Annotated in this window: 20 protein-coding genes and 1 rRNA gene; 13 read left to right on the top strand and 8 right to left on the bottom strand. The window is 67.3% G+C overall.

Annotation, left to right across the window (positions count from 1 at the left end; all coding sequences use genetic code 11):
• The first annotated feature begins 137 nt into the window (after positions 1 to 137).
• The 5 genes from rrf to DFO47_RS13555 all read left to right on the top strand — a co-directional run bounded on the left by rrf (position 138) and on the right by DFO47_RS13555 (position 6100).
• A 5S ribosomal RNA gene (gene rrf, locus DFO47_RS13575) occupies positions 138 to 254 on the top strand.
• A gap of 239 nt (positions 255 to 493) precedes the next feature.
• Positions 494 to 778, top strand: a complete 285-nt coding sequence (locus tag DFO47_RS13570; protein ID WP_011693739.1) for an HU family DNA-binding protein — start codon at positions 494 to 496, stop codon at positions 776 to 778.
• A 114-nt stretch (positions 779 to 892) separates the two neighbouring features.
• Positions 893 to 3052, top strand: a complete 2160-nt coding sequence (locus DFO47_RS13565) for a cytochrome c oxidase assembly protein (protein ID WP_109045424.1) — start codon at positions 893 to 895, stop codon at positions 3050 to 3052.
• Positions 3052 to 5061, top strand: a complete 2010-nt coding sequence (locus tag DFO47_RS13560) for an NHL domain-containing thioredoxin family protein (protein WP_133831958.1) — start codon at positions 3052 to 3054, stop codon at positions 5059 to 5061. Before DFO47_RS13565 ends, DFO47_RS13560 begins: the two co-directional genes overlap by 1 nt.
• Before the next feature lie 496 nt (positions 5062 to 5557).
• Positions 5558 to 6100 (top strand): DUF559 domain-containing protein, encoded by a 543-nt coding sequence (locus DFO47_RS13555; protein ID WP_243835477.1) that lies wholly within the window; start codon positions 5558 to 5560, stop codon positions 6098 to 6100.
• Positions 6101 to 6230: 130 nt separating this feature from the next.
• Here the strand turns inward: DFO47_RS13555 and DFO47_RS13550 are convergent, their stop codons facing one another.
• The 4 genes from DFO47_RS13550 to DFO47_RS13535 form a co-directional block, all read right to left on the bottom strand.
• Entirely contained in the window at positions 6231 to 7223 is a 993-nt protein-coding gene (locus DFO47_RS13550; protein WP_196803377.1) for a hypothetical protein, read from the bottom strand.
• 194 nt (positions 7224 to 7417) lie between these two features.
• Positions 7418 to 9148: a helicase HerA-like domain-containing protein gene (locus tag DFO47_RS13545; RefSeq protein ID WP_133831956.1), complete on the bottom strand. Its 1731-nt coding sequence runs from the start codon at positions 9146 to 9148 to the stop codon at positions 7418 to 7420.
• A 49-nt stretch (positions 9149 to 9197) separates the two neighbouring features.
• Positions 9198 to 9737 (bottom strand): GNAT family N-acetyltransferase, encoded by a 540-nt coding sequence (locus tag DFO47_RS13540; protein ID WP_133831955.1) that lies wholly within the window; start codon positions 9735 to 9737, stop codon positions 9198 to 9200.
• Positions 9738 to 9757: 20 nt separating this feature from the next.
• Positions 9758 to 11725 carry an FAD/NAD(P)-binding protein gene (locus tag DFO47_RS13535; RefSeq protein ID WP_133831954.1) on the bottom strand — a complete coding sequence of 656 codons (1968 nt, stop codon included), beginning with the start codon at positions 11723 to 11725 and terminating at the stop codon, positions 9758 to 9760.
• Between the two features lie 283 nt (positions 11726 to 12008).
• On the opposite strand from DFO47_RS13535, the gene DFO47_RS13530 reads away from it, so the two are divergent.
• Genes DFO47_RS13530 through DFO47_RS13500 form a run of 7 tightly spaced genes read left to right on the top strand, consistent with a single transcriptional unit; the run spans position 12009 to position 18369 of the window.
• Entirely contained in the window at positions 12009 to 13052 is a 1044-nt protein-coding gene (locus DFO47_RS13530) for an amino acid ABC transporter permease (RefSeq protein WP_208294403.1), read from the top strand.
• On the top strand, positions 13052 to 13861 hold the full coding sequence (locus tag DFO47_RS13525; RefSeq protein WP_109045431.1) for an amino acid ABC transporter ATP-binding protein: 810 nt from the start codon (positions 13052 to 13054) through the stop codon (positions 13859 to 13861). The genes DFO47_RS13530 and DFO47_RS13525 overlap by 1 nt, the downstream gene beginning before the upstream one ends.
• Positions 13862 to 13872: 11 nt before the next feature.
• A complete protein-coding gene (locus tag DFO47_RS13520) occupies positions 13873 to 14913 on the top strand; it encodes a transporter substrate-binding domain-containing protein (RefSeq protein WP_133831953.1) in 1041 nt (346 codons plus the stop codon).
• Entirely contained in the window at positions 14910 to 15746 is an 837-nt protein-coding gene (locus DFO47_RS13515) for a DUF1684 domain-containing protein (RefSeq protein WP_133831952.1), read from the top strand. Before DFO47_RS13520 ends, DFO47_RS13515 begins: the two co-directional genes overlap by 4 nt.
• Positions 15743 to 16804 (top strand): LLM class flavin-dependent oxidoreductase, encoded by a 1062-nt coding sequence (locus DFO47_RS13510; protein WP_133831951.1) that lies wholly within the window; start codon positions 15743 to 15745, stop codon positions 16802 to 16804. The genes DFO47_RS13515 and DFO47_RS13510 overlap by 4 nt, the downstream gene beginning before the upstream one ends.
• Before the next feature lie 9 nt (positions 16805 to 16813).
• A complete protein-coding gene (locus DFO47_RS13505; RefSeq protein WP_133831950.1) occupies positions 16814 to 18187 on the top strand; it encodes an NtaA/DmoA family FMN-dependent monooxygenase in 1374 nt (457 codons plus the stop codon).
• On the top strand, positions 18187 to 18369 hold the full coding sequence (locus tag DFO47_RS13500; RefSeq protein ID WP_133831985.1) for a hypothetical protein: 183 nt from the start codon (positions 18187 to 18189) through the stop codon (positions 18367 to 18369). The genes DFO47_RS13505 and DFO47_RS13500 overlap by 1 nt, the downstream gene beginning before the upstream one ends.
• Positions 18370 to 18583: 214 nt before the next feature.
• Here DFO47_RS13500 and dctA read toward each other — a convergent pair whose 3' ends face one another.
• Entirely contained in the window at positions 18584 to 19894 is a 1311-nt protein-coding gene (dctA, locus tag DFO47_RS13495; RefSeq protein WP_018763858.1) for a C4-dicarboxylate transporter DctA, read from the bottom strand.
• Between the two features lie 56 nt (positions 19895 to 19950).
• Positions 19951 to 21093: a PrpF domain-containing protein gene (locus DFO47_RS13490; protein WP_133831949.1), complete on the bottom strand. Its 1143-nt coding sequence runs from the start codon at positions 21091 to 21093 to the stop codon at positions 19951 to 19953.
• Positions 21094 to 21221: 128 nt separating this feature from the next.
• Here DFO47_RS13490 and DFO47_RS13485 point away from each other — a divergent pair, with 128 nt between their 5' ends.
• The gene (locus DFO47_RS13485; protein ID WP_133831948.1) at positions 21222 to 22127 is read left to right on the top strand and encodes a LysR family transcriptional regulator; all 906 of its coding nucleotides are present in this window, start codon (positions 21222 to 21224) and stop codon (positions 22125 to 22127) included.
• Positions 22128 to 22168: 41 nt separating this feature from the next.
• Here the strand turns inward: DFO47_RS13485 and DFO47_RS13480 are convergent, their stop codons facing one another.
• Together DFO47_RS13480 and DFO47_RS13475 are read right to left on the bottom strand one after the other, a co-directional pair.
• Positions 22169 to 23140 carry a serine hydrolase gene (locus DFO47_RS13480; RefSeq protein ID WP_133831947.1) on the bottom strand — a complete coding sequence of 324 codons (972 nt, stop codon included), beginning with the start codon at positions 23138 to 23140 and terminating at the stop codon, positions 22169 to 22171.
• A gap of 78 nt (positions 23141 to 23218) precedes the next feature.
• Positions 23219 to 24337 carry an extracellular solute-binding protein gene (locus DFO47_RS13475; protein WP_133831946.1) on the bottom strand — a complete coding sequence of 373 codons (1119 nt, stop codon included), beginning with the start codon at positions 24335 to 24337 and terminating at the stop codon, positions 23219 to 23221.
• Positions 24338 to 24362 lie beyond the last annotated feature (25 nt).

Here is a 24362-nt window from a genome sequence, read left to right as displayed (position 1 = left end):
CTATGTGGTTCCCAACCAACAACCCCCAACACCCGGGGTTTGATACGGCACGGAACCAACAACTGAATAACAACACCACACATGTTGTAACCACACAGTCTTCCCACCAACCCCAGGGTTGGGACGGGTAACAAGGTTACGGCGGTCATAGCGTGGGGGAAACGCCCGGTCCCATTCCGAACCCGGAAGCTAAGACCCACAGCGCCGATGGTACTGCACCCGGGAGGGTGTGGGAGAGTAGGACACCGCCGGACACACACATTGGTCGAGGCCCCAACCAACACGGTTGGGGCCTCCCACATTTAAAAACACCACCACCCACCACCGTGAAGGGGTGGATATAGCCTCCGAATCCGGTGATTAACCTCAAAAAGTCGCGGAAACACGCGGAATTTGCGGATCGGAACGTCCCAAGCTGGTAAGTTTTCGAACAGTGGCTTGCGCGCATGCCGCGTGCAGGCTTCAGAATCAAGAATCGTCCAGGAGGACATAAATGGCTAAGAACCGTAGTGAACTTGTTGCAGAGGTAGCTGGCAAGGCCGGCACCAGCCAGGCTGCCGTCAACTCCGTCCTCGACGCTCTGTTCGAGGTTTTCGAGACTTCTGTCGCCGCCGGCGAGAAGATCACCATCCCGGGCTGGCTCGCCGTAGAGCGCACCGACCGTGCCGCTCGCACCGGCCGCAACCCGCAGACCGGCGAAACCATCCAGATCGCAGCAGGCCACAGCGTCAAGCTGACCGCCGGCTCCAAGCTGAAGGCTGCTGTCTCCAAGAAGTAGAGCATTCTCCCTGTCCGGCGCGCAGCCGGCTGGAAAGGAGCGGCAACCCCATGGGTTGCCGCTCCTTGGCTTTAAGCCGGATTCGCCGCCCGGGCAGGCGTAGCGGACAATGGAATGGTGTCTTCTGCCGCAAAACCCCGTTCCACCGCGCCCCAGTCCGAACCTGGCAAGGGAGCCCCGGTCCGGGACGCCGGGATCAGGGGAATCCCGTTGCCCTGGCAGCTGGCGGGACTGGCAGCCCTCATCCTGGGCCTCACGGCAGCACTGCTCTTCTCCGGCGCGGCAGCAGCCCGCAGCGTCGCGGATCCCGGCGCCCTGGTCCGGTGGGGCCTTCCCATCAGCAAGGCCATCCACAACGTGTCCCTGGCCACCGTCGTCGGCGGCCTGATTTTCGCCGTCGGCATCCTCCCCAAGAACCTCAACGCCCGCAGCCGCGACCGGGAAACATCCCGGGATGCAGGCCCCGAGCACCCGGCCTTCACCCGTGTCCTGGCCGTGGCAGCCGCAGCGGGCGCAGTGTGGACGCTATCCGCCATTGCTGTCCTGGTCCTCACCTACGCCGATGTTGCGGGCCAGGGGCTCTCCGGGGACCCCGCGTTCACCCAAGCCCTGGTGTACTTCATGACGGATATCGAAACGGGCCGGGCGTGGCTCGCCGTCACCATCATCGCCGCCGTAGTGACAACCGCACTCTTTGGCGTAAGGTCCACCGGCGGCCTGTTCCTCACCCTCATCCTGGCCCTCGTCGGCCTGGTCCCGGCAGCCCTGATCGGGCACTCGTCAAGTTCCTCAGACCACGAAGGGGCCATCAACTCTCTGGGCCTGCACTTGGTGGGCGTGAGCACTTGGGTGGGCGGCATCATTATCCTGGCCATGCTGTCCGGCATCCTCACCGGACCCAAGGCCGGCACGGCAGCTGATATCACCGAACCGACCCTCCGCCGCTTCTCCACACTGGCAGGCTTCGCCTTCGTGCTGGTTTTCGCCTCCGGCATCATCAACGCCAGCATCCGCGTCACCAGCTGGGCAGACCTCTTCGGATCGGCGTACGGCCAGCTGATCCTTGCCAAGACGGCCGGGGCCGTGGTGCTGGGCGGCATTGGCTTCATGCACCGCCAGTGGGTCATTCCGCAGCTTGGCCGCAAGGGCGCCGCCATGTCCTCCCGGCGGGTGCTGTGGCAGCTGATCCTGGCCGAGCTGCTGGTTATGGGTGCCACCTCCGGCATCGCGGTGGCGCTGGGCCGGTCCGCCCCGCCGCAGCCCACCACGCTGGCGCCGGATGCTTCGCCGGCCTTCATCCTCAGCGGCTATGAACTCCCCCCGGAACTCACGCCGGAACGCTGGCTCACTGAGTGGCGCCTGGACTGGCTCTGGGTCGCCGTTGCCCTCTTCGGCCTGGTGTCCTATTTCCTGGGCGTGGCAAAGGTCCGCCGCCGGGGCGACAGCTGGCAGTGGTTCCGTTCCGTGAACTGGGTCATCGGCCTGGTTGTCCTGACGTACATAACGTCCGGGCCACCGTCGGTCTACGGCCGAGTCCTCTTCTCCGCGCACATGGTGGACCATATGGCACTGACCATGGTGGCGCCGATCTTCCTGGTGCTCGGAGCGCCGGTGACACTTGCCTTGCGGGCACTGCCCGCCCGCAGTGACGGCTCCCGGGGTGCGCGCGAGTGGCTGATGGTTTTCGTGCATTCGAAGTTTTCCCAGCTGGTGACGCATCCGTTGTTCGCGGCCGCCAACTTTGCCGGCTCGATCGTGCTGTTCTACTACTCGGACCTGTTCGGGTATGCAATGCGCGAGCATGTGGGCCACGAATTGATGAACCTGCACTTCCTGCTCACCGGCTACATTTTCGTGCTGACCATGATCGGTACCGACCCGCTGCCGCGCAGGGCGCCCTACCCCATGCGCCTCCTCCTGCTCCTGGCAACCATGGGGTTCCATGCCTTCTTCGGCGTCTCCATCATGGGTGGCACCGGTCTGCTGGCGGCCGACTACTTCGGCAACCTCGGGCGCGCCTGGGGGCCCTCCGCCCTCGGTGACCAGCAAGCAGGCGGGGCTGTGGCCTGGGGCATCGGCGAGGTGCCCACGCTCCTGGTGGCGATCGGCGTCGCCATTATGTGGTCAAGGTCGGACCAGCGGGAGACAAAACGCGTGGACCGGGCGGCGGACAGGAATAACGACGCCGATCTGGCCGCTTACAACGATATGTTTGCCAAATTGGCTGAACGCGACGCCAAGCTGGCTGACCGCAACAAGCTGGAAGGACGCTGATGAGCGAAACCGTACGCACGCACGCCCGGGTCCGGGCCTCCGAACTGGTGGGCCGCAACTGGTTGAACACCGGCGGCAAGAGCCTGGACCTCGAAGCCCTGCGCGGCAAGATCGTCCTGCTGGACTTCTGGACCTTCTGCTGCATCAACTGCCTGCACGTCCTGGATGAGCTGCGGCCGCTGGAAGAGCAGTACTCGGATGTCCTGGTCACCGTGGGGGTCCACTCGCCCAAGTTCGAGCATGAAGCGGATCCGGTGGCGCTGGCCGCCGCCGTGGAGCGGTACGAGATCCACCACCCCGTCCTGGACGATCCCGAGCTGGACACCTGGAAGGCCTACACCGCCCGCGCCTGGCCCACCCTGGTGGTCATCGACCCCGAGGGCTACATCGTGGCGCACCTGTCCGGCGAGGGCCACGCGGACGGGCTGGCGGTGCTGATCCCCGAACTCATCGCCGAACACGAGGCCAAGGGCACCCTCCACCGGGGTTCCGGCCCGTACGTGGCGCCCGAGGCGACCTCCGGCACGCTGCGCTTCCCGGGCAAGGCGTTGTTCCTGCCGCCGGGCCGCGGCTCCACGGCCGTGGCGGGAACGTCCGACGCCGGCAGCTCCCCGGATGCCGCCGCCAAAGGTTCCTGGCTGGTCACCGACACCGGGCATCACCGCCTGGTGGAGCTCGGTACGGACTTCACGACTGTCCTGGCCACCTTCGGCTCCGGCACCAAGGGGCACGCCGACGGTCCGGCCGCCGGTGACGATGCCACCGCCCGGTTCAACGAGCCGCAGGGCCTGGTGCTCCTCCCGGAAGATGTGGCAGCCAAGGCCGGGTACGACGTCGTCATTGCGGACTCAGTGAACCACCGCCTCCGCGGGCTGTCCCTCAGCTCAGGCAAAGCCTCCACGCTGGCCGGGAACGGCATCCAGCGCCTGCTGGAGACCGGACCCGCGCGGGTGGACGAAGAGGCAGCCGGCTTCACCGGACGCTTGGGCGGACACCCCCTTGAGGTCTCGCTGAGCTCACCGTGGGACGTTGTCTGGTCGCGCAAACTGAACGCGGTGGTGGTGGCGATGGCCGGAACCCACCAGATCTTCAGCTTCGATCCCCTGACCGGTGCCGTCTCCATCGTGGCGGGCAATGGGCTGGAAGGACTGCTGGATGGTCCGGCCCACGAAGCCTGGTTCGCCCAGTCCTCCGGCCTGGCTGAGGACGCCGACGGCAACATCTGGGTTGCGGACTCCGAAACGTCCGCGATCCGCAAGCTGGTCGTTGGCGAGGACGGCTCGGTGACGGTTGAATCCGCCGTCGGCAAGGGCCTGTTCGACTTCGGTTTCCGCGACGGTCCCGCCGCCGAGGCCCGGCTGCAGCACCCGCTGGGCGTGACCGTCCTGCCCGACGGTTCCGTGGCCATTGCGGATACCTACAACGGGGCCGTGCGCCGGTACGACCCCGCGTCCGGCACGGTGTCCACGCTGGCACGTGGCCTCGCTGAGCCCTCCGACGTGATCGTGGACCACACGCAGTCCGCCGGCTCGGAGCCGCTGCTGGTGGTGGTGGAGGCCAACAAGCACCAGCTGGTGTACGTTCCCATTCCCAAGGAAGCGCAGCAGGTGGATGAAGGCGCATCCCAGACCCAGCGGCCCAAGAGCCCCGTGGCCTCGGGCCCGCTGGAACTGACGGTCCGCTTCACGGCTCCCACCGGGCAGAAGCTCGATGACAGGTGGGGAGACCCCACCCAGCTGAAGATCTCCTCCACCCCGCCCGAGCTGTTGGTCTCCGGCGGCGGGACGTCCGTGGGGCTGCTGCGCACCCTTGAGTTGTCGCCCGACGTCCCGGAAGGCGTGCTGCACATTACCGCCCGTGCCGCGGCCTGCGACGGACCCGAGACCGAGGACGGCGAGATCCCCGACCACGCAGCCTGCCACCTCTACCAGCAGGACTGGGGTATCCCGGTGGTCCTGCAGGCCGACGGCGACACCGAGCTGGTCCTGGACCTCCGCGGAATGGACTGATACTGCCTCTGGTTTGCTGAAAGGCTGCTTCCTTGTGACTCCGCGTCACGGGAGGCAGCCTTTCGCGTTCCCGGCATGGTGGCCGTCCCGGAATTCCGGGCTTTTCGCAGACCGCCGGCGCTGAAAGCGTGCTCTGCGTGACGCTGGCCGGATCCTCCGCTGTCCACATAGGGCGGCGCCGGGGTATGGGCGGCCCTCAGAAGCCGGGCACCATGGCCGGGTGGATGCCCTCAGAGCCTTGGAAGTCTGCGGCGGAGCCGCGCGAAGGCCCGCCCTGGCCAGACTGGGAGTGGATGACGCCGCCCTTAGGAGGGCAGTACGGGCGGGGGTCCTGCAACCGGACCGGGGTCTGTATGCGCTTCCGACGGCGCCTCCGGACTTGGTTGCCGTGCTGCGAAACCGGGAGTTGTTGACCTGTTCCAGTGCTGCGACGGCATATAGCCTGTGGTCACTGCCCTCGGACGGAAAACGCCACGTCTACCACCGCCGGCAGGAGGTGGTCAGTGGCGATGCAATCCATCATTCAGGGCTCCTGCTGCCACCCTCCCGGGTCCAGCCTGTGGCCGCCCTGGCTGATGTTCTGATCCACGCGCTTCGATGCCTGTCTTTCGCGGGATCGCTGGTCATGGTGGAGTGCGCCGTAACCCGCGGCGACATGACCCTTGATTTCCTGCGCCAGCGCTTGCCGGGAAAACGCAACGGAAAGGCCAGGGCGGTCCTGGACTGGGTGGATCGCGGGGCGGATTCCCTCCTCGAGACGCTGGCACGCACCTACTTCCGGCAGGCGGGAATCCAGGTGCAGCCGCAGGTGTACCTCGAGCGGGTGGGGTATGTGGACCTGCTGCTGGACGGATGGCTGGTCGTTGAACTGGACGGGAGGCACCACGCGGAGTGGAAACAGGTTCAAAAGGATCATCGCCGAAACAATGAGTCGGTCCTGCAGGGATATACAGCCCTTCGCTACTACTACGCCGACGTGGTGTACGGTCCGCAGGCGATGGTGGAGCAGGTGCTGACAGTCCTGCGGCGGCGGCGCTAACTTGCCGGCGGCGTCACGCGGAGCAGGTTTTTGCGTTCCCTGGGCCGACGCAGCCCCGCAAACCCAGGGGCTGCGTCACGTGCCACTGTTGAAAGCGTGCCTGGCGTGACGAGGCGGGTAGGGGAGGGGCCTAGAAGCTCAGCATCGGGGTGACCTTGACGGTGTCACCGGCTACGTCCAGACGGGTGGTGAAGCTGAAGTCCACCTCCGCATCCAGGGGATACCAGGCCCCGGTAAAGGCATTCTGCTGGAGCGCCTCCACCTTGGCCTTGCCGTCCAGCGGTGCCACCACCCAGCGGCCGTCGAACGGTTCCACCGATACGCCCGGGTACTCGGTCACGGTCCACTTGATGCTGCCGTCCTGGACCCTGTTGTTGCTGGCGTAGTAGAAGGGGCAATCCGGCTGGAGCTTCTGTTCCTTGACCGCCTCTGCCGCGCAGCCGTCAAGGAATTCACGGACCTTGGCCGCAACATCGTTCTTCAGCTTGTCCGTGGCCTGGGTCAACAGGTTCAGCGGAGCCACCGGGGAGTCCTTGGAGGTGACGGTGGCGCGGGTGGCGGGCGCCGAGAAGTACTGCCCGTTCAGGGATGCCTCGTACTCGCCGGGATAGAAGACGGCAAAGGAGTTGCGGCCGCCCGGCATGTTCACCGGAACGCCGTTGACGGTGGCCTCGTTGCCGTTAACCACGGTCATGTCCACGGTTGGCAGCCGGGACGGGACAAAGGCCCAGGTGTTGAAGAACAGCCACTCGGTGCCGGTCTTCTGCAGCAGGAACTCGGTGCGGAGCCGGCTGCCGTCGATCGTGTACTCCAGGGGCACCATCACCTGGTTGCCGGGGCGTTCCTCGGGATCGCCGACGTCGACGTTGGACAGCCGGGACGCGGCCGTCTGCAGCCCGCTGCCGTCAAGCATCGCGGCGTTGCCGGGCGGGACAGTGGCGCGCAGGATGCCCAGCGCCCGTCCGCCGTCACCGCTCCTGAGTGCGTCCAGGTACTCCCTGACCGGCTGCTGCGGACTGGCCACGGTGTTGTTGACGATATTGATGGCCACGACGGCTCCGGCGATGGCAAGCATGAGGCCCAGCAGCCATCCGGCCGCGATCCTCACCAACGCTTGACTCATCTGCACGTTTCTTACAGTAACGGCAGTGCGGACGCACTCTAAAGTTGGTGTCCCCCCTAATCCGGCGGGCGGGACACCGATAAGGCCCGACGGCGGGTGGCCGGCAGGGTCAGCGGGTGGGGCCTGACGTCGGCGCGCAGCACGTACCGGCGGCCAGGCGGCAGCGGAGCACCGGAGTCAGCGGCGCAGCGGAGTCAGCGACGACGGCGCCGGGTGGAAGAGGTGCCGAACACGCCGCGGAGCAGTTCGCGTCCCAACTGGGTGCCCATGGACCGCGCCATGCTCTTCAGGCCGCCACCCAGGGCGCCGCCGAGCACACCGCCCAGGTCCCCCATCATGCCGCCGGGCTCGGGTTGAGGCTGGGGCTCGGCGGGCGGCCGGGGAGCGCGGGTTGCTGGGGCCGGGGTTGGCGCGGGCCGGCTGCTGGGCCGGCCCAGGATCTCCTCCTCGATCCGGCGGGCCTCGGCGTCAACGTCGTAGGCCGCCGGCGCGGACTGGCCCCCCGCCGGCGCGGACTGGCCCCCCGGCATCCCGGCGGACGGTTCCGGCGCGGCCGGGCCGGTGGGTGCCGCCCCTTTGCCGGTGAGCTTTTCGTAGGCGGACGGGTTGTCCACGGCCGTCCCGTACTTGCCCAGCAGCGCCGAGCCGGCCACCGTGCTCCGCACCAGCGCGTCCTCGGCAGGACCCATCACGGATTCCGGCGCGCGGAGCCGGGTGAGGGCAACGGGCGTGGGCGCCCCCTTCTCATTCATGACGGTGATAACGGCCTCGCCGATTCCGGCCGAGGTCAGGATTTCCTCAAGGTCGTAGTCGCTGACCGGGAAGGTGGACACCGTGGCCTTGAGCGCCTTGGCGTCCTCGGGGGTGAAGGCGCGCAGGGCATGCTGGACCCGGTTGGCCAGCTGGCCCAGGACGTCGGCGGGCACGTCCTTGGGGGTCTGGGTGACGAAGAAGATCCCCACGCCTTTGGACCGGATCAGCCGGACCGTGGTGGTGATGGCGTCCAGGAAAGCTTTGGAAGCGCCGTTGAAGAGCAGGTGGGCCTCGTCGAGGAAGAACACGAGCTTGGGTTTGTCCAGGTCGCCGGCCTCGGGCAGGTCCTCGAACAGGTCCGCCAGCAGCCACATGAGGAAGGTGGAGAACAGCATGGGCTTGGTCTGCAGGGTGGGCAGTTCCAGGCAGGTGACCACACCGCGACCGTCCGGAGCAGTGCGGAGGAGCTCGGCGGTATTGAATTCCGGCTCACCGAAGAACTTCTCCAGCCCCTGCGCCTCCAGGTTCACGAGTTCGCGCAGGATCACCCCGGCAGTGGCCTTGGACAGGCCACCGAGTTCCTCCAGCTTGTCCTTGCCCTCGTCCGAGGTGAGGAACTGGATGACGGCACGCAGGTCCTTCAGGTCGATGAGCTCCAGGCCGTTCTTGTCCGCGAAATAGAAGACCAGCTGCAGGCTGGATTCCTGGGTGTCGTTCAGCTCCATGATCCGGGCGAGCAGGACCGGACCGAAGGAGGTGACCGTGGCGCGGACCGGGACACCGTTGCCGTCCCCGCCGAGCGCCAGGAATTCCACCGGAAACGCCTTCCCCGCCCAGGGCTGGCCGATGCTTTGGGTGCGGGCGGTCAGTTTGTCGCTCCCGACGGCGGCTGTCGCCAACCCGGAGAGGTCGCCTTTGATGTCGGCCAGGAAGACGGGGACGCCGGCGGAGGACAGCTGTTCGGCCATCATGTGCAGCGTGACGGTCTTGCCCGTACCGGTGGCGCCGGCCACCAGTCCGTGCCTGTTCATCATGGCCAGCGGCAACCGAACCGGCGCGTCCTTGTGGAGTTCGCCGTCGATGATGGCGGCCCCCAGCTCGATGGTGGCACCTTCCAGCGTGTAGCCCTGCTGGATGGTGGCAAGCTTCTCTGCTGTGGTTTTCGTGGCCATGGCGTTAGCTTAGCGGCGGGCTGCCCCGGATGGGGCGGTACCCGCCCGGTCAGTTCAGCGGCCCTGCGGGCAAGTCCTTGGTGAACGCCAGGGGCCCGATGGTTTCCGGGTCCGCCGCAAGGTCGAACTGCGCCTGGTAACCGGTGTTCAGGTAGAGGTGCTTGGCCTCCGGCTGCCGTGGCCCGGTGGTGAGGTACAGCCTGGTGTAGCCTCGGGCGGCCGCCAGGGCCTCGAGTTCGGCGAGCACCACGCGGGCCAGCCCACGACGGCGGTGGGCCGAGTGGGTCCAGATCCGTTTCAGTTCCGCCGTGGCGGGGTCGTACCGGCGGAACGCGCCGCCGGCGATCGACTCGCCATTTTCCTGGATCACCAGGAGGGCGCCATGGGGGCCTTCGAATTCGGCCGCCGGGTAGCGGTTCAGTTCCTCTGCCGCGGCGCCGCGGCCAAACAGGTCCCCGTAGCGGGTGTCGTATTCGACGGCGAGCTCGTCCAGGAGCGGGCGGACACGGGGATCGTGCATGGGCAGGCTGAGGACCTTCAGGGCGTTGGGGTCCAGGGGCCTGGGACGGAGGCCGGGTTCTGCGGTCACTGGTCTTTCCTTGTCACGGATCAGGTCTTTCCGACGGCGGCTGGCTGGGGAGTTGCTGGTACTGAAACTACCGGTTCTTCGGGGGCCGGGGCGGACGCGCCGGCCAGGTCCCGGGCAGCACCGAGGATGGTCCGGGCCAGGGCGTCATTTTCGCGGAACGGTGCGGCGTTGGTGTGCGGGCGGGCGAAGGCGCCGGCGCCCCACCCGGAGGTTCCCGGGCCCACTGCGAAGAGGGTGGGCTGGGGTGCGCCGTCGGAATCCACCAGCTGGTGCAGGGCCGAGACCAGCAGTTTTCCGGTGGAGTGGATGCCGTCCGAGGTCAGCAGCTGCTGTTCGCTGCCCAAACCGGTTCGGTGCAGCGAGGTGAGCACCGGGTTGAGCGAATGGGCCACGGATGTGGCCGGGAGCCGTGCCTCGATCAGTGCCGTCGCTGACACCGTGACCCCGGACTGCCGCGATGTGGCGACGAAGGTCCCTGTGGTTTCGTCGGCGGTCACGTCCAGTCCCGGGCCAAGGAACTGCAGCAGGCCGGCCCGGTGCAGTGCGAGCATCTGGCGCAGCCGGTGCGGCGGGGGTCCGGAATCGACGAAGCTGAAGAAGCCGTGCCACCAGCCGTGGACCACCTGCTGGGAGCGCGCGTTCAACCGCTCCGGCGGAACCACCCGGCCCACGTCCATATATACGTGCAGCAGGGCCAGGAACAGGGCAAGCGTCTCCGGATGGTCCGGGCTGTCACGCAGGGCAAGGTCGTGTTCGATGTAGCCGGCCACGGCGTCCTGCACGTCCTGGTGGTCCGTGAAGGTGCGGCCGTCGAAGGGCCGGTCCAGCCGCTCCAGGTCCAGATGCAGTTCTGGGTCGGGGACAGCGGCGGCAACCAGCGCTTCGCGGCCGCCGCTGTACCAGTCCAGCTCCGCGTACCGGGCGGCGAACTCGCTCCACCCCATGGCGGCACGTTCGGGAGTGCCCGTCAGGAGCTCGCGATAATAGCAGTAGCCGGTTTCCTTGGCGATGAGGGGCCACAGGTCCCGGCGGAAGTCCAGTTCTCCGTGCTGCTCCAGCAGGGCATCCACAGCAGCGGCCGTGAAGAACTGCAGCGGCCCCGGCGCCTGTCCGCGCAGGGCTGCGGAAATCTTGGAGTGGTAGGGCACGCCCCGGCGGGAGCCGGCCCACAGCCGTGGTTCGCGCCCGGACGGAAGGTAGCGCAGCCCGCCGTCGGACGTTTCCTGGAACCTGCCGCCGCGGCCCTCCATGAGCAGGACCAGCAGGTCCACGAAGGCCAGGCCCATCCCGGAGACGATCACGTCCTGCCCCGGGCTGATGGGGGAGTAGTCGACGTCGGTGGTGTAGCTGGGTGCCGCGTGGTAGCCGCCGTGCCGGTCGGCGAAGTCCGAGAACCCCGCGGACACGGCGTCCGGGCGGGAATCCGTGTGGCCCAGCGCCGTCACCACGATGTCCGCGTGCAGGGTGCGGCCGTTGCCCAGCTCGACGTCGTGCCCGCCGCCTGGCCGGGGCGTGATGCCAACGGCCGTGGTGCGGTGCACGGTGACGCTGCGGCCCAGCGATTTGGCGGCGCGGCGGAAGAACCATTCGAGGTATTGGCTCTGCAGCCGGCGGGTGGGAAACGTGGTGCCGGTGAGGGCCCGGAGCTGGTCCCACAGGGGCTGCGGAAAGTCCGGGACGTCGATGATGGAGGCATCCAGCACGCCCGCTGCCCATTCGGCCAGGCCAGGACCGGGGGCCGCCGGTCCGGCGCAGTCCACGGAATCGTCGGTGAACATGGTGATGTCCGCGGCCATGGAGTTAAGCAGGAGGCCCGGGTCCTGGTCGTATCGCCAGATGCGGCCGGAACCCGGGATGTGCGGTTCCACCACATGGAGCTGCAGCGGGCCGGCGAAGACGTCCGGCCGGTTGGCCGCGATCCGTTCGAGCACGCCCGCCGTGCGCGGTCCGCCGCCAATGAAGACGATGGCCGGGATGGTGGCTGGCATGGGTACTCCTGACGGCCGGGGCTGGGTTGATTGCCCATGCTAGGCAGCCGTGACGACGCCGGTCGAGCGCCTGGTCACGGCCGTTAACCCCGCGTCACAGCGCGTTAAGGGACGCAAAAAACCGACGCATGACGCCGTGCGAAGCCCCGTGAAGTATTGCAACCTGCCGCCTTGCTGGCCCGTTCCGGCCGGTCCTAGATTTGCAGCCAGCACCGGCCGCCACGCCCCGTATCGACGGGCAGCGGCCCACAAGGAAAACCCAGCACGAGAAGCGAGGTGGCGCATGAGTTCAGCAACAGGGGTGGCGCAGTCCCAACAGTCGCAGCCGGTACCGGCGGCGGAAGCGCCGCCGGCAGGAACAGGCACGTCCGGCGCCGGCGGCTCCGCCACGGAGGCGGCGCCCCGGGTGGCAAAGGACTACTCGTCCTATCGCGTGGTGGCCGCCAAGCATCCGTGGCGCTGGGTGGGGACTGCCGTCGTCGCGCTCGGTGTCCTGTCCGTGGCATGGTCGCTGGCCACCAACCCGCGCTGGGAGTGGGGGGTCGTGGCCCAGTGGTTCACCGCCCAGTCCGTGGTCAACGGCCTGGTGGAAACACTGAAGCTGACGGCGATCTCAGGTGTCCTCGGGTTCGTGCTGGGCTTCATCCTGGCGCTGATGCGGCTCTCGGCCTCGCCCCTGCTGGTCTCGGTGTCCTGGACGTTCTCGTGGATCTTCCGGTCCACGCCGCTGCTGGTCCAGATGCTCCTCTGGTACAACCTGGGCTACCTGTACGAAAAGATCAGCCTGGGGATCCCGTTCACCGACGTCCGGTTCTTCGAAGTGCAGACCACCACGCTGATCAGCCAGTTCGCCGCAGCCGTCCTGGGCCTGACCCTGAACCAGGCCGCCTACTCCGCGGAGATCATCCGCGGCGGCATCCTGTCCGTGGACCAGGGCCAGCTGGAGGCGGCGGCCGCACTGGGCATCCCCGCCTGGCGCCGCTCCACCCGGATCGTGCTGCCGCAGGCCATGCGCGCCATCCTGCCCACCGCCTTCAACGAGATCATCGGCCTGGTCAAGGGCACCTCGATCGTCTACGTCCTGGCCTACTCGGAGCTGTTCTACACGGTCCAGGTCATCTACAACCGCACCCAGCAGGTCCTGCCGCTGCTGCTGGTGGCCACGCTCTGGTACATCGTGATCACCTCCGTGCTGAGCGTCTTCCAGTACTACATCGAACGCCACTACTCCAAGGGCGCGGTGCGGAACCTGCCGCTGACGCCCCTGCAGAAGGCCCGCAAATTCTTCGCCACCCACGCGGCAGTGCCCAACCGGAGGAACCCCTGATGACTGACACCCTCACCGCCCCCACAGCCACCCGCGGCCTGGTGGAAATCACCGGCGTGCGCAAATCCTTCGGCCCCACGGAAGTCCTCAAAGGCGTCAGTCTCACCGTGGAACCGGGCGGGGTGGCCGTGATCGTGGGCCCCTCCGGCTCCGGCAAATCCACCCTGCTGCGCACCATCAACCACCTGGAAAAGGTGGACGGCGGCCACATCACCATCGACGGACAGCTGGTGGGCTACAAACTCCGCGGCGACCGGCTGCACGAGCTGCGGGAAAAGGAGATCCTGAAACAGCGCACCGACATCGGCATGGTGTTCCAGAACTTCAACTTGTTCCCGCACCTCACTGCCCTGGAGAACGTGGCGGAAGCCCCCGTGGTGGCGCAGGGGCGCTCCAAGGAGGAGGCCCGCCGCCGCGGCCTGGAACTCCTGGACCGGGTGGGGCTCAAGGACCGGGCCGGTGCCTATCCCCGCCAGCTCTCCGGTGGCCAGCAGCAGCGCGTCGCCATTGCCCGGGCCCTGGCTCTGGATCCCAAGATCCTGCTGTTCGACGAGCCCACCTCGGCCCTGGACCCCGAGCTGGTCAACGAAGTGCTGGACGTCATCCGCGAACTCGCAACGTCCGGCACCACGCTGATCATCGTCACCCATGAGATGGGCTTCGCCCGCGACGTGGCGGACACCGTGGTGTTCATGGACCAGGGCCAGATCGTGGAACAGGGCACCCCCAAGGAAATTTTCAGCAACCCCCAGGAACCGCGCACCCGGAGCTTCTTCTCCAAGGTGCTGGAACCGGCCTTCAACATCTAAGGACCTCTCCCATGGCTTTCTCCACCCCCGGCCTCCGCCGCAGCCGCGCGCTCGCGGTGCTTCCCGCCGTCGTCCTCCTTGGCACCGCCGCGCTGGCAGGGTGCGCCGATCCCGGCGCCTCGGCCGCCGGCAACCCCAGCGGCGGCGCGCAGACGACGGCGGCCCGCAACGGCGTGGTCTACAACACGTCCCCGGACCAGCAGCGGATCCGCGCGGAGAAGGACCCGGCGCTCGCCGCCAAGGTTCCCGCCCTGATCAGCAAGGACGGCAAGCTGACGGTGGCCACCACGGCCGGTTCCATCCCGCTGTCCTTCCACGCCACGGACGACAAGACGCCGATCGGCTCCGAGCTGGACATCGCCCAGCTGGTGGCGGACAAACTGGGCTTGGAGCTGGACGTGCAGGTCACGTCCTGGGAGAACTGGCCGCTGAAGACCCAGTCCGGCGACTTTGAGGCCGTCTTCTCCAACGTGGGCGTGAACAAGGACCGGGTGAAACTGTTCGACTTCGCCAGCTACCGCGCCGCGTACATGGGCTTCGAGGCCAAAAAGTCCGCCACCTATAACATCAAGGGCGCCGACGATATCTCCGGCCTGAAGGTCTCCGTGGGGTCCGGCACCAACCAGGAAAAGATCCTGCTCGCCTGGAACGAGGACCTGGAGGCCAAGGGCAAGGCCCCGGCCACGCTGCAGTACTACTCGTCCGACGCCGACACCATCCTGGCGCTCTCCTCCGGCCGGACGGACCTTAACATCGCCCCCTACCCGTCCACCGTGTACCGGGAAAACACCCGGGACGACCTGAAGGTGGTGGGCAAAGTGAACGCAGGCTGGCCGTCCGAAACCCTGGTGGCAGCCACCACCCTGCGCGGCAACGGCCTGGCGCCGGTCATCTCCGAGGCCCTCAACTCGGCCATCAAGGACGGCTCCTACGGCAAGGTCCTGGAGCGCTGGGGCCTGTCCGAGGAAGCCCTGCCGGAATCCAAGACCGTCACCGATGAGAATTTCGCGGCCACCCAATCCGCTGCAACTCCTTCCGGGAAGGCCTCATGAACGCCGTACACACTGAAACCGCCCTCGAGTCCTTCGACGCCGACTGGCAGGAATGGCACGCCGCCCACGAACAGCACCGCGCCCACCCGCACGGCTTCCTGGCGGTGACCCACCTGCACTGGCTGGGCAGCGAACCCGCCCGGCTGGAAGGCGCCCCGGGCACCTGGAGCGTGGCGGCCGACGTCGTCCGCGTCCTTTTGGAACCGGGTGACAGCCTGCAGCAGGACGGCACGGAGCTGAACACCGAAGCCGGCGCATCGCTGGAGTTCGGGCCTGTCGAAGAACGCGGCGGCATCAACCTGGTCTCCGGCGAGACCGTCATTGAACTGGCCAAGCGGGGCGGCGAGTACATCGTGCGGCCGCGTCACCCCGAAAACCCGCTCCTGCAGGCCTACCAAGGCACGCCCACCTACTCCCCGGACGCTGCCTATGCCGTCCGCGGAACCTTCGTGCCGTTCGAGGCGCCGCGGCCCACCACCGTGGGTGCAGCCGTGGAAGGCATCCAGCATGTCTACGAGGCACCCGGGGAAATCCGCTTCAAGCTGGCCGGCCAGGAGCTGGCGCTGACCGCGTTCAACGGCCACGCGCCCGGCTCCCTGTCCGTGCTGTTCACCGACCAGACCTCCGGCAAGACCACCTACGCGGCCAACCGCTCCCTCTCGGTGGTGCCCGCCGCGGACGGGTCCGTGGTGCTGGACTTCAACCGGGCCGTGAACCTGCCGTGCGCCTACACGGACCTGGCCACCTGCCCGCTGCCGCCAGCCGAAAACCGGCTGCCCGTGGCCATCGAAGCCGGCGAAAAGATTCCCTACGAACGTCAGGACCAGCAGTGAGTACCTTCAAAAAGCCGGGCTTCCTGGCGATCGAGCTCGACGGCGCCGGCTGGGACGGTGCGGACCTTGCCCGCGCCGTGCTGGCAGCAGAGTCGGCCGGCTTCCACGCCGCCACCTTCACCGACGCACCGGTTCCCGCCGGGGCCAACGCCCTGCAGCGGGCAGCCTTCGCGGGGCCGGTGACGCACACCATTGCGCTGGTCCCGGAGGTGGACACCGTCTACACCGAGCCTTTCCACGTCTCCACCCAGCTGGCCAGCCTGGACTACGTGTCCCGCGGCCGGGCCGGGTGGATCGCCACCGCCGCCGACGCACCTGAAGCGGCTGCCGCCGTCGGCCGTTCCGCCGTCACCGGCGCGGCGCTGGGCCAGGAAGCGGCCGCCTCCATCGAGGTGTCCCGCCGGCTGTGGGATTCCTGGGAGGACGACGCCGTGATCCGCGACGTTGCCACCGGCCGGTACATCGACGTGGACAAGCTGCACTACGTTGGTTTCCAGACGCCTGCCGGGTTTGCCGGTGTTGGGTACTCGGTCAAGGGGCCATCCATCATTCCGCGGCCGCTCCAGGGGCAGTTGCCGGTGCTGGTTCCCGCGTCCCTGCTCGGCGAAGTCCGGGCGGACGCGGTGGATGCCGTGCTGGTGTCCGCGCCCGCAGCGGAACTGTTGGCGGCTGAGGTCCGCGACGTCCGGGCCCGGGTGGGGGCGTCCATTGCCGTGATCGCCGAGCTCGACGTCGTCCTGGACGCCCGCGGCCAGGACGCGGCTGCGCGGGACGCATCGTTCGACGGCGGCCGGGCGGCTTTCGCAGGTTCTGCGGCCGGCCTCACCGACTTCCTCGCCGACCTTCTAAAGGAGGCCGACGGCGTGCGGCTGCACCCGGCGTCGCTCTTTGTTGACGTGGAGGAACTGGGCCGGCTGGTCCTTCCGGAACTGCGGCGCCGCGGAGCACTCCGCCCGGTGGCGCAGGACGGAACCTTCCGCGACCTGCTCGGCCTGGAGCGCCCGGCCAGCCGCTATGCAACCGCCGCCGCTGCTGCGCCTGCCGGCGCCGGAAAGTGAGGGAAAAACATGACACAGCACACCCGTGCTAAATCCGAGATCTTCACCCCGAGCGGCCAGATCCAGTTTGGGGTCTTCTTCCAGGGCGTCAACTCGGGCACCATCTGGAAGGCCGCCGAATCGGGCTCGCAGACGGACTTCGAATCGTTCCGCCGGATCGCCCAGACCGCGGAGCGGGGCCTGTTCGCCGCGTTCTTCCTGGGCGAGGGGCTGCGCCTGCGGGAGCACCTGGGCCGCCCGCACGCGCTGGACGTGGTGGGCAGGCCGGATGCACAAACCATGCTCGCCGCCCTGGCGTCGGTGACGAAGAACATCGGCCTGGTGGCGACCCAGAACACCACCTACAACGATCCCGCCGATTTGGCGCACCGGCTCGCCTCCCTGGACCTGATCTCGGGCGGCCGCGCGGCGTGGAACATCGTGACCACTGACAACGCCTGGACCGGTGCGAACTTCCGCCGCGGCGGCTACCTGGACCACGCCGACCGGTACAAGCACGCCGAAGCATTCGTGGAGACAGCCAAACGGATCTGGGATTCCTGGGAGACGCCGAACGGCCCTGCCCGCCGGGTGCTGCATCAGGGGCAGCACTACACGGTGGACGTCACGCCGCGGCTGCCGCGCAGCGCCCAGTACCGGCCGGTGCTGTTCCAGGCCGGCGACTCGCCCGAGGGCCGCAATTTCGCAGCCCGGCAGGCGGACGTGATCTTCTCTGCCCACCCGAAGTTCGACGACGCCGTGGACTTCCGGAAGGACCTCGTGGAGCGGTCCGTGGCCGCCGGTCGTGGCGCCAACGCCGTGCAGATCATGCCGGCCAGCGAGTTCATCCTGGCGCCTACTGCCGCCGAAGCCGCTGAGAAGAAGGAGTGGGTGCGCAGCTTGCAGATCGGCCCGCAGCAGGCCATTGCCTACCTGGAGCAGTTCTGGGGCCGCGAGCTGTCCTCTTACGATCCGGACGGCCCCCTGCCGGAGATCGATCCGGTGGTGGAGGAAACGTCCGAAACCCGGGGCAGCGGTTTCCACGGCGCCAAGGCCCGGCAGCTGGCGGACCAGTGGCGGGCGGAAGCCAAGGACAAGGGGCTGTCCATCCGGCAGTTCGTCACCTCGAAGACCGCGCGGATTGATTCCACCTTCACCGGTTCGTACGTTGAGGTGGCGGACCAGCTGGCCGAGTACGCGCGGGTGGGCGCCGTGGACGGATTCAACATTTCCCCGTGGCTGATCCCCACCGGCCTGGATGACATCGTGAACCACCTGGTCCCCGAACTCCAGGAACGCGGCGTGTACCCCACGGAGTACCGCGGGAACACGCTCCGCGATCACCTGGGGCTGGAAACGCCGGTGCGTACCGCCGATGAGGCTGCTGAGGCGGTCCGGGCGTGATGCGCTGGGCCGGTTTTGCCCGCGGGGCTGGCTTTAATTGGAAGGCTGGTTTTGCCGGACGGGACGACGACGGCGGCAGGGTGGGTGCCGTCGTCGACCCTTCCGTGGGGGCTGGTGCTGTGGTGGCTGGTTCGTCCGGGAGCATCACCCTCAAGCTGACGGTATGGGAGCAGTGGGTGTAGGGCCCGACAGCTGGGCCGCTAGTCGGTTTCCGGGCTCTGGCAGTAGAAGCAGGTCCCTTCATCGCAGTCTTCTGCAATGTCCTGCTCCGTTTGGCGCTGGCTCATTGGCGGGTCCTTTCCGTGTGGGTTTGTGCAGTAGTACCCCGCTCAGGGATCTGCCCGGGACCCGTTCCGGGGTCCCGGGCAAACCCTGGGGTGGTGGCTTGGCGGCCGGTTAGTGGGCCAGGGCCGGTTCGGCCAGCTGGACCTTCTCCGCCTCGGTGGGCACGAAGCCCGCCTGGAGCTCGGAGCGGAGCTTGACCATGTCCAGCTCACCCTGCCACTTGGCGATTGCCACGCAGGAGACGATGTTGCAGACCGTGCTGGTGAGGGCGCGGGCCTCGCTCATGAACCGGTCGATGCCAACGATGAGGGCCACGCCGGCCACCGGCAGGGTGGGCATGACTGTCAGGGTGGCCACCAGGGCCACGAAGCCGCTGCCGGTGACGCCCGCCGCGCCCTTGGAGGTCAGCAGCATCATGCCGAGCATCAGCAGGATCTGGCCCCAGCTCAGGTGGATGTCGCAGGCCTGGGCGATGAACATGGAGGCCAGGGTGAGGTAAATGGCCGTGCCGGTGAGGTTGAAGGAGTAACCGGTGGGGACCACGAGTCCTACAACGCTGCGGTCGCAGCCGATCCGCTCGAGCTTGGACAGCAGGCGCGGCAGGACCGGTTCGCTGGAGGACGTGGCCAGGACGATCAGGAATTCGTCCTTGAAGTAGCGCAGGATCTGCCACAGGCTGAAGCCGGTCACCTTGGCCAGGATGCCCAGGCCGACCACCACGAAGACGATGCAGGCGGCGTAGAAGGCAAGGATCAGCATGCCGAGGTTGCCGATGGAGTGGGCGCCGTACTTGCCCACCGTGAAGGCCATGGCCCCAAAGGCTCCCAGCGGAGCCACCTTCATGATGTAGCCAAACATGATGAAGAGCAGCTTGTTGAAGCTGTTGACCACGTTCAGGGCCAGCTGGCCCGGTGCGCCGAGCTTGCTGAAGGCGAAGCCGCACAGCAGTGCAATGACCAGCACGGGCAGGACTTCACCATCGGCGAAGGCGCCAACGAAGGTGGTGGGGATGATGCTGAGGATGAAGTCCACGGGGTTGCTGCTGGGCAGCTGCGTGGTGTACTTCTGCGCCACCGAGGAGTCCAGATGCGTGGGATCGATGTGCATCCCGGCGCCGGGCTGGAACAGCGTCACCGCGGCCAGGCCCAGGGCCAGGGCGAGTGCCGTCAGCGCGTAGAAGAGGCCCAGCGAACGGATCAGGGTGGGGCCCACCTTCTTGGTGTCCCTCAGCGACGTGATGCCTCCGACGATGGTGCAGAACACGATGGGGGCGATCATGAACTTCACGAGTTTCACGAAGCCGTCGCCGATGGGCTTGAGGGACGAACCGAGGTCCGGCCACAGCGCGCCCACAACGACGCCGAGGGCGACTCCGATGAGTACCTGGACATACAGGTGTCCGAGGATGGATTTGATCTTCATTGAACAACTTCCTGGTTGGTGCGGCCCCTTAATGATGGGGCAAAGAGATAGGGGTGTTAGGCAGACAGCTCGGCGGCCGGGGCCACGTCGATATCTGCGGTGGCGATATGGCGGGCCGCCCGGTGGAGGGCCACTTCGCTGACGGTGCCGGTGTCATCGGTGATGATTTCGGCGGTGATCACGCCGGCAGGTGTCCCGATCCGCAGCAAGCGGGGAGTTCCGGTGCCGGCGGAGGATGATTGGGCTGCTGCGTTGGCTACCACCGACGACGGCTGCGAGGCTGCGAGGGCCACTGCCACGGCTGAGGTGAGGCCGATGGCCGGGTGGGGCGCGAGCATGGACAGCATCCGCACCCGCACGTCGTGGCTGCCGGCGGTGATGGTGGTTCCGTCCGCGGCGATGTAGTCCCCGGCAGGCGCCACAACCCCGACTTTCGGGACAGCGTTCTGCGGCGGATCCTCAGGCTTGCGCAGCCCCATGATCAGGCCTGCTGATGCCCGTGCCGCAATGAGGGTGGGCAGCTGCGCGGGGAGGTTGTCCGTCATCGAGGAAAGGTCGACGCCGGCCTGGTCGGCTGCAAGGAGCACGGCAGGGGCGCCGGCGTCCACCATCGTTGCGCCCAGGATCCTGCCGTTGACCTCAAGCTGGTCCACCGGGTTGCCGGTGGGCAGGAGTGCGCCGGTGTTCTGGCCCCAGGGGCCGTGGAACGAGAGGCTGACGGGAACACCGGCGGCGCTGCTGCCCGGAACCCGCGCCAGGCCGGACTTGGGAATGTGGCCGCCGGGAGTTGGAACCGCTCCGCTGAGCACGGCGCCGGACGTGACGTGGCGCATGCGGACCTTGGTCATGCCGTCCCCGGCGGGAACGATGCCCGTCTGGACTGCGAACAGGGCAATGGCGGTGGCGCAGTTGCCGCAGTTGGAACCCAGCTCAACGGTGGGGTCGCCGATCCCCACCTGGGCGAAAAGGTAGTCGAGGTCTGCCTCCGCGCCGGGGGTGGCCCAGATGACCGCAGCCTTTGACGTGGTGGACGTTCCGCCCCCGACGCCGTCCAGTTGCCGCGCATCCGCTGCGCCGAATGCGGCGGACAGCAGTGCGGGGATGTCCTCGCGGGTGGCGGCGTGGAGGGCCACGTCCCTGGCATCGAAGAGCCAGCACTTGCTGGTGCCGCCCCGGTACCAATGTCCTTTGAGTCCCACTGTATTTCTCCCTCGTAACTTGCAGGTGCCCTACTTCACAGCACCTTGTCCTTCTACGATCCGGGATGGCAGCCTTCAGCACAATCGCAAATAAGTGGACGACTATCTACTTTTGCTAAACTCAATGCATGGCAATCCTTGACCTCCACCGGCTCCACGTGCTCCGCGAGGTGGGCCGTTCCGGCTCCCTGACCTCCGCTGCCGCCGCACTCTCCTTCACCACGTCAGCGGTGTCGCAGCAGATCGCGAAACTCGAGCAGGAGATGGGTGTGGTCCTGATCGAGCGCCACCCGCGGGGCGTGGTCCTGACCGAGGCGGGGCACGCCCTGCTGCACTACGCCGACGAGATCGACAGGACCGTGGAAGCTGCCCGTGCCGAAATGGGGGAGTTCGCGGGCCTTCGGCGCGGCCAACTGCGGCTCGGGACCTTTCCCACCGGCGGGGCCTCCCTGATGCCGGATGTGGTGCTGGCGTTCCGCGCCCGCCATCCGGAGGTGGCGGTAACGGTGGTGAGCGCCCGGCGGGACGGTTTGCTGGAACGGTTGCGGCGGCGGGAAATCGAGCTGACGCTGCTGTGGGACTACCCCTGGCAGCAGATCCAGGATCCTGACTTGACCCTGGCCACGCTGATGAACGATCCAACAATGCTGCTGGTCCCGCGTGAGCACCACATTGCGAAACTGCGCTCGGTCCGCATCGGCGCATTGAGCGACCAGGAATGGGTGGTGCGCGATGAGCACCCCGTGGCCGATGTCCTCAGCCGGGTATGCCGCGACGCCGGGTTCGAGCCGCGGATCGCCTTCGCGGCCAATGATTACCAGGAGACGCAGGGCATGGTGGCGGCCGGTATCGGGATCGCGCTGGCACCAAGGCTGGCGCTGACGGCCCTGCGCCCCGACGTCGTTGCAGTCCCGCTCGCGGGGGCTCCGAAGCGCCGCATCCTTCTTGCGCACCTGGCAAACCGGAGGCTCAGCCCCGCCGCGCAGCAGGCAACCAAGGTGTTCCGTTCCGTCGCCAAGGGCGCGGCTTCCTGACAATGGATGGGGCCGCCGTCGTACCGTGCCTTTCCTGACGCCTACCGGGCCAGGGGCCCGGCAACCAGCGCCCTGGCAAGGTCCATGAATTCGGAGTGGGTCACCGGAGCAGGGCCTGCCGTCGAGGCAGTTGCCGTGCGGGTGTTCCGTGCGATGGCGAAGCTGTCGCTGACGACGCGCCGGTGCACAATGACGCTCCCGATCGCCGGCAGGACCAGCAGGAACTGGCCGTAGTTGCCCGCAGCCAGGAACGCCCCCTCCCACTGCGGGCCGGATTCCCGGGGGAGCCACCACAGGTAGCCGTAGTCGCAGGTGCCAAAACCTGTGGCCGGCGCCATGTCTGCGCGCCTCACATGGGTGGCCACGCTCTCCCTGACCCATTCCCGGGGGACATGCTGCCGGCGCTGCCACTGGCCGCCGGCAGCCATCAGCAGCCCGATCTTCGCCAGGTCCCGGGCGGAGAGGAAGAAGTGGTAAGCCCGGAAGGAGGACTTTTGGTCGTCCCCGAGCATCTGCTGGCGTGTGGGGACGTAGTCGTCGAACCCCAGCGGACCGGCTAGGTGCTTCTCGAACGCATCGAAGACGCCCAGGCCGCTGGCCTTCTCGAAGATGGCGCCGGCGGCGTTGAAATCCCAGTTGTTGTAGACGAAATATTGCCCGGGCGCCTTTGTGCCACGTGCAGGGAAAGCATCCTCGTCACTGCCCGGGCTGGACGGCGGATGGTAGACCCCCGACCGCGACGTCAACAGGTCACGGAGCCGGGCCGTCCGCTCGATGGGCAGCAGGCCGCCCACATCGTCAACACCGAGCTCACCAAGGGTGGTGTCGAGGCTGACCGTGCCGGCGTCCACCTGGATGCCGAAAAGGATCGAGAGCAGGCTCTTGCGCATAGAGGCGACGTAGCTGGCGCGGGTGGTGTCGCCCAGTTCGACGACGGTCCTGCCGTCCTGGAGGACCAGCAGGGACGAGGTGTTCCGGGGTACCGGAAGTGCGGCGGCGTGGACGGCGGTCACAGGGCTCCTGATGGTGGTGTGAAACAAGAAGCCCGGGGACCCGGCGGAGGCCGGGTCCCCGGGCGTGGGATTTCGGGGTTACTTGGTGTAGCCGAAGACCTGGTTCCACTTGGCAAGGTCGTCCTTGCCGTAGGTCGCGGCGTCGGTGTTCTGCATGCGGTAGACCTTGCCGGAATCGACGGCGGGGAGCGTCACGCCCATGATGGTGGGCGGTGCCACGTCGGTGCGGACCGGGTATTCACCGATCTGCGCGAAGACCTGCTGGCCCTGCTTGGAAAGGTTGTAGTTCATGAAGACCTTCGCGGCTTCCACGTTTGTAGCGGTGCCCGTCATGCCCAGGTAGTAGTCGTAAGAGACGAGTCCTTCCTCGGGGACGATGAACTTGACCGGAGCCTTGTCCTGGACGGCCGAGATGTTGGTGCCGCTGATGGTGACCGTGCCTACGGCCACTTCACCGCGGGCCAGCGCCGTGGCTTCAGCGCCCAGGGAGTCATAGATTTTGGGCTTCTGCGCAGCGTACTTGGCGAAGTAGTCGCCGCCCATCTTGGTTTCCATGAACCTGTTCAGCGCAGCTGTGCTCCCGCCCGAGCCGCCCTGGACGATGCCCAGCTTGCCCTGCCACTTCCCGCCGACGGCATCCGCCCATGACTTGGGGGCATCGGCTTCCTTCACCAACTGGGTGTTGTAGCCCAGGGTGTAGACGGAGTTGAACATGCGGGTGAACTGGCCGCCGTCCACGGAAACGTCCTTGAGGGCCGAGGCGCCGGGTACGTCGTAGGCCTTCCAGACCTTGGCGTCCTCCATGGACTTGGCAATCCGGTAGTCGGACGTGCGGATGACGTCGGCGCTGAGCTTGCCGGCACCCTGCTCGGACAGTACGCGCTCGGAGAGCTTGTTCGGGGTGAGCCGGACGACGTTGACCTTGATGCCGGTGTCCTTGGTGAAGGCGTCCACCAGCGCGCTTTCGGAGGAGTCGGTGTAGCCGGAGTACAGGGACAGGGTTTGCGATTTTGCCTTCTCGTACGTGGCCTTGTCCGCGATGGACTCGCCGTTGATCACCAGTCCGTCATCGGTGCTTACGGTGGCTGTGGCCGTGACCACGCCGGCACTCTGGGCGGGGCTTCCGCAGCCGGCAAGGCTGAGGGCGAGCAGTACTCCGGCTGCGGTAAAAGCGGGCAGTTTGAACGCTAACTTCATTGTGGTGTCCCTTTCAAAGGTGGGT

It is taken from the genome of Arthrobacter sp. AG258 (assembly GCF_004364695.1).
Classification (GTDB): domain Bacteria; phylum Actinomycetota; class Actinomycetes; order Actinomycetales; family Micrococcaceae; genus Arthrobacter.
Note: the sequence above shows the minus strand (reverse complement) of the source record. Positions and strands in the feature narration are given on the sequence as shown.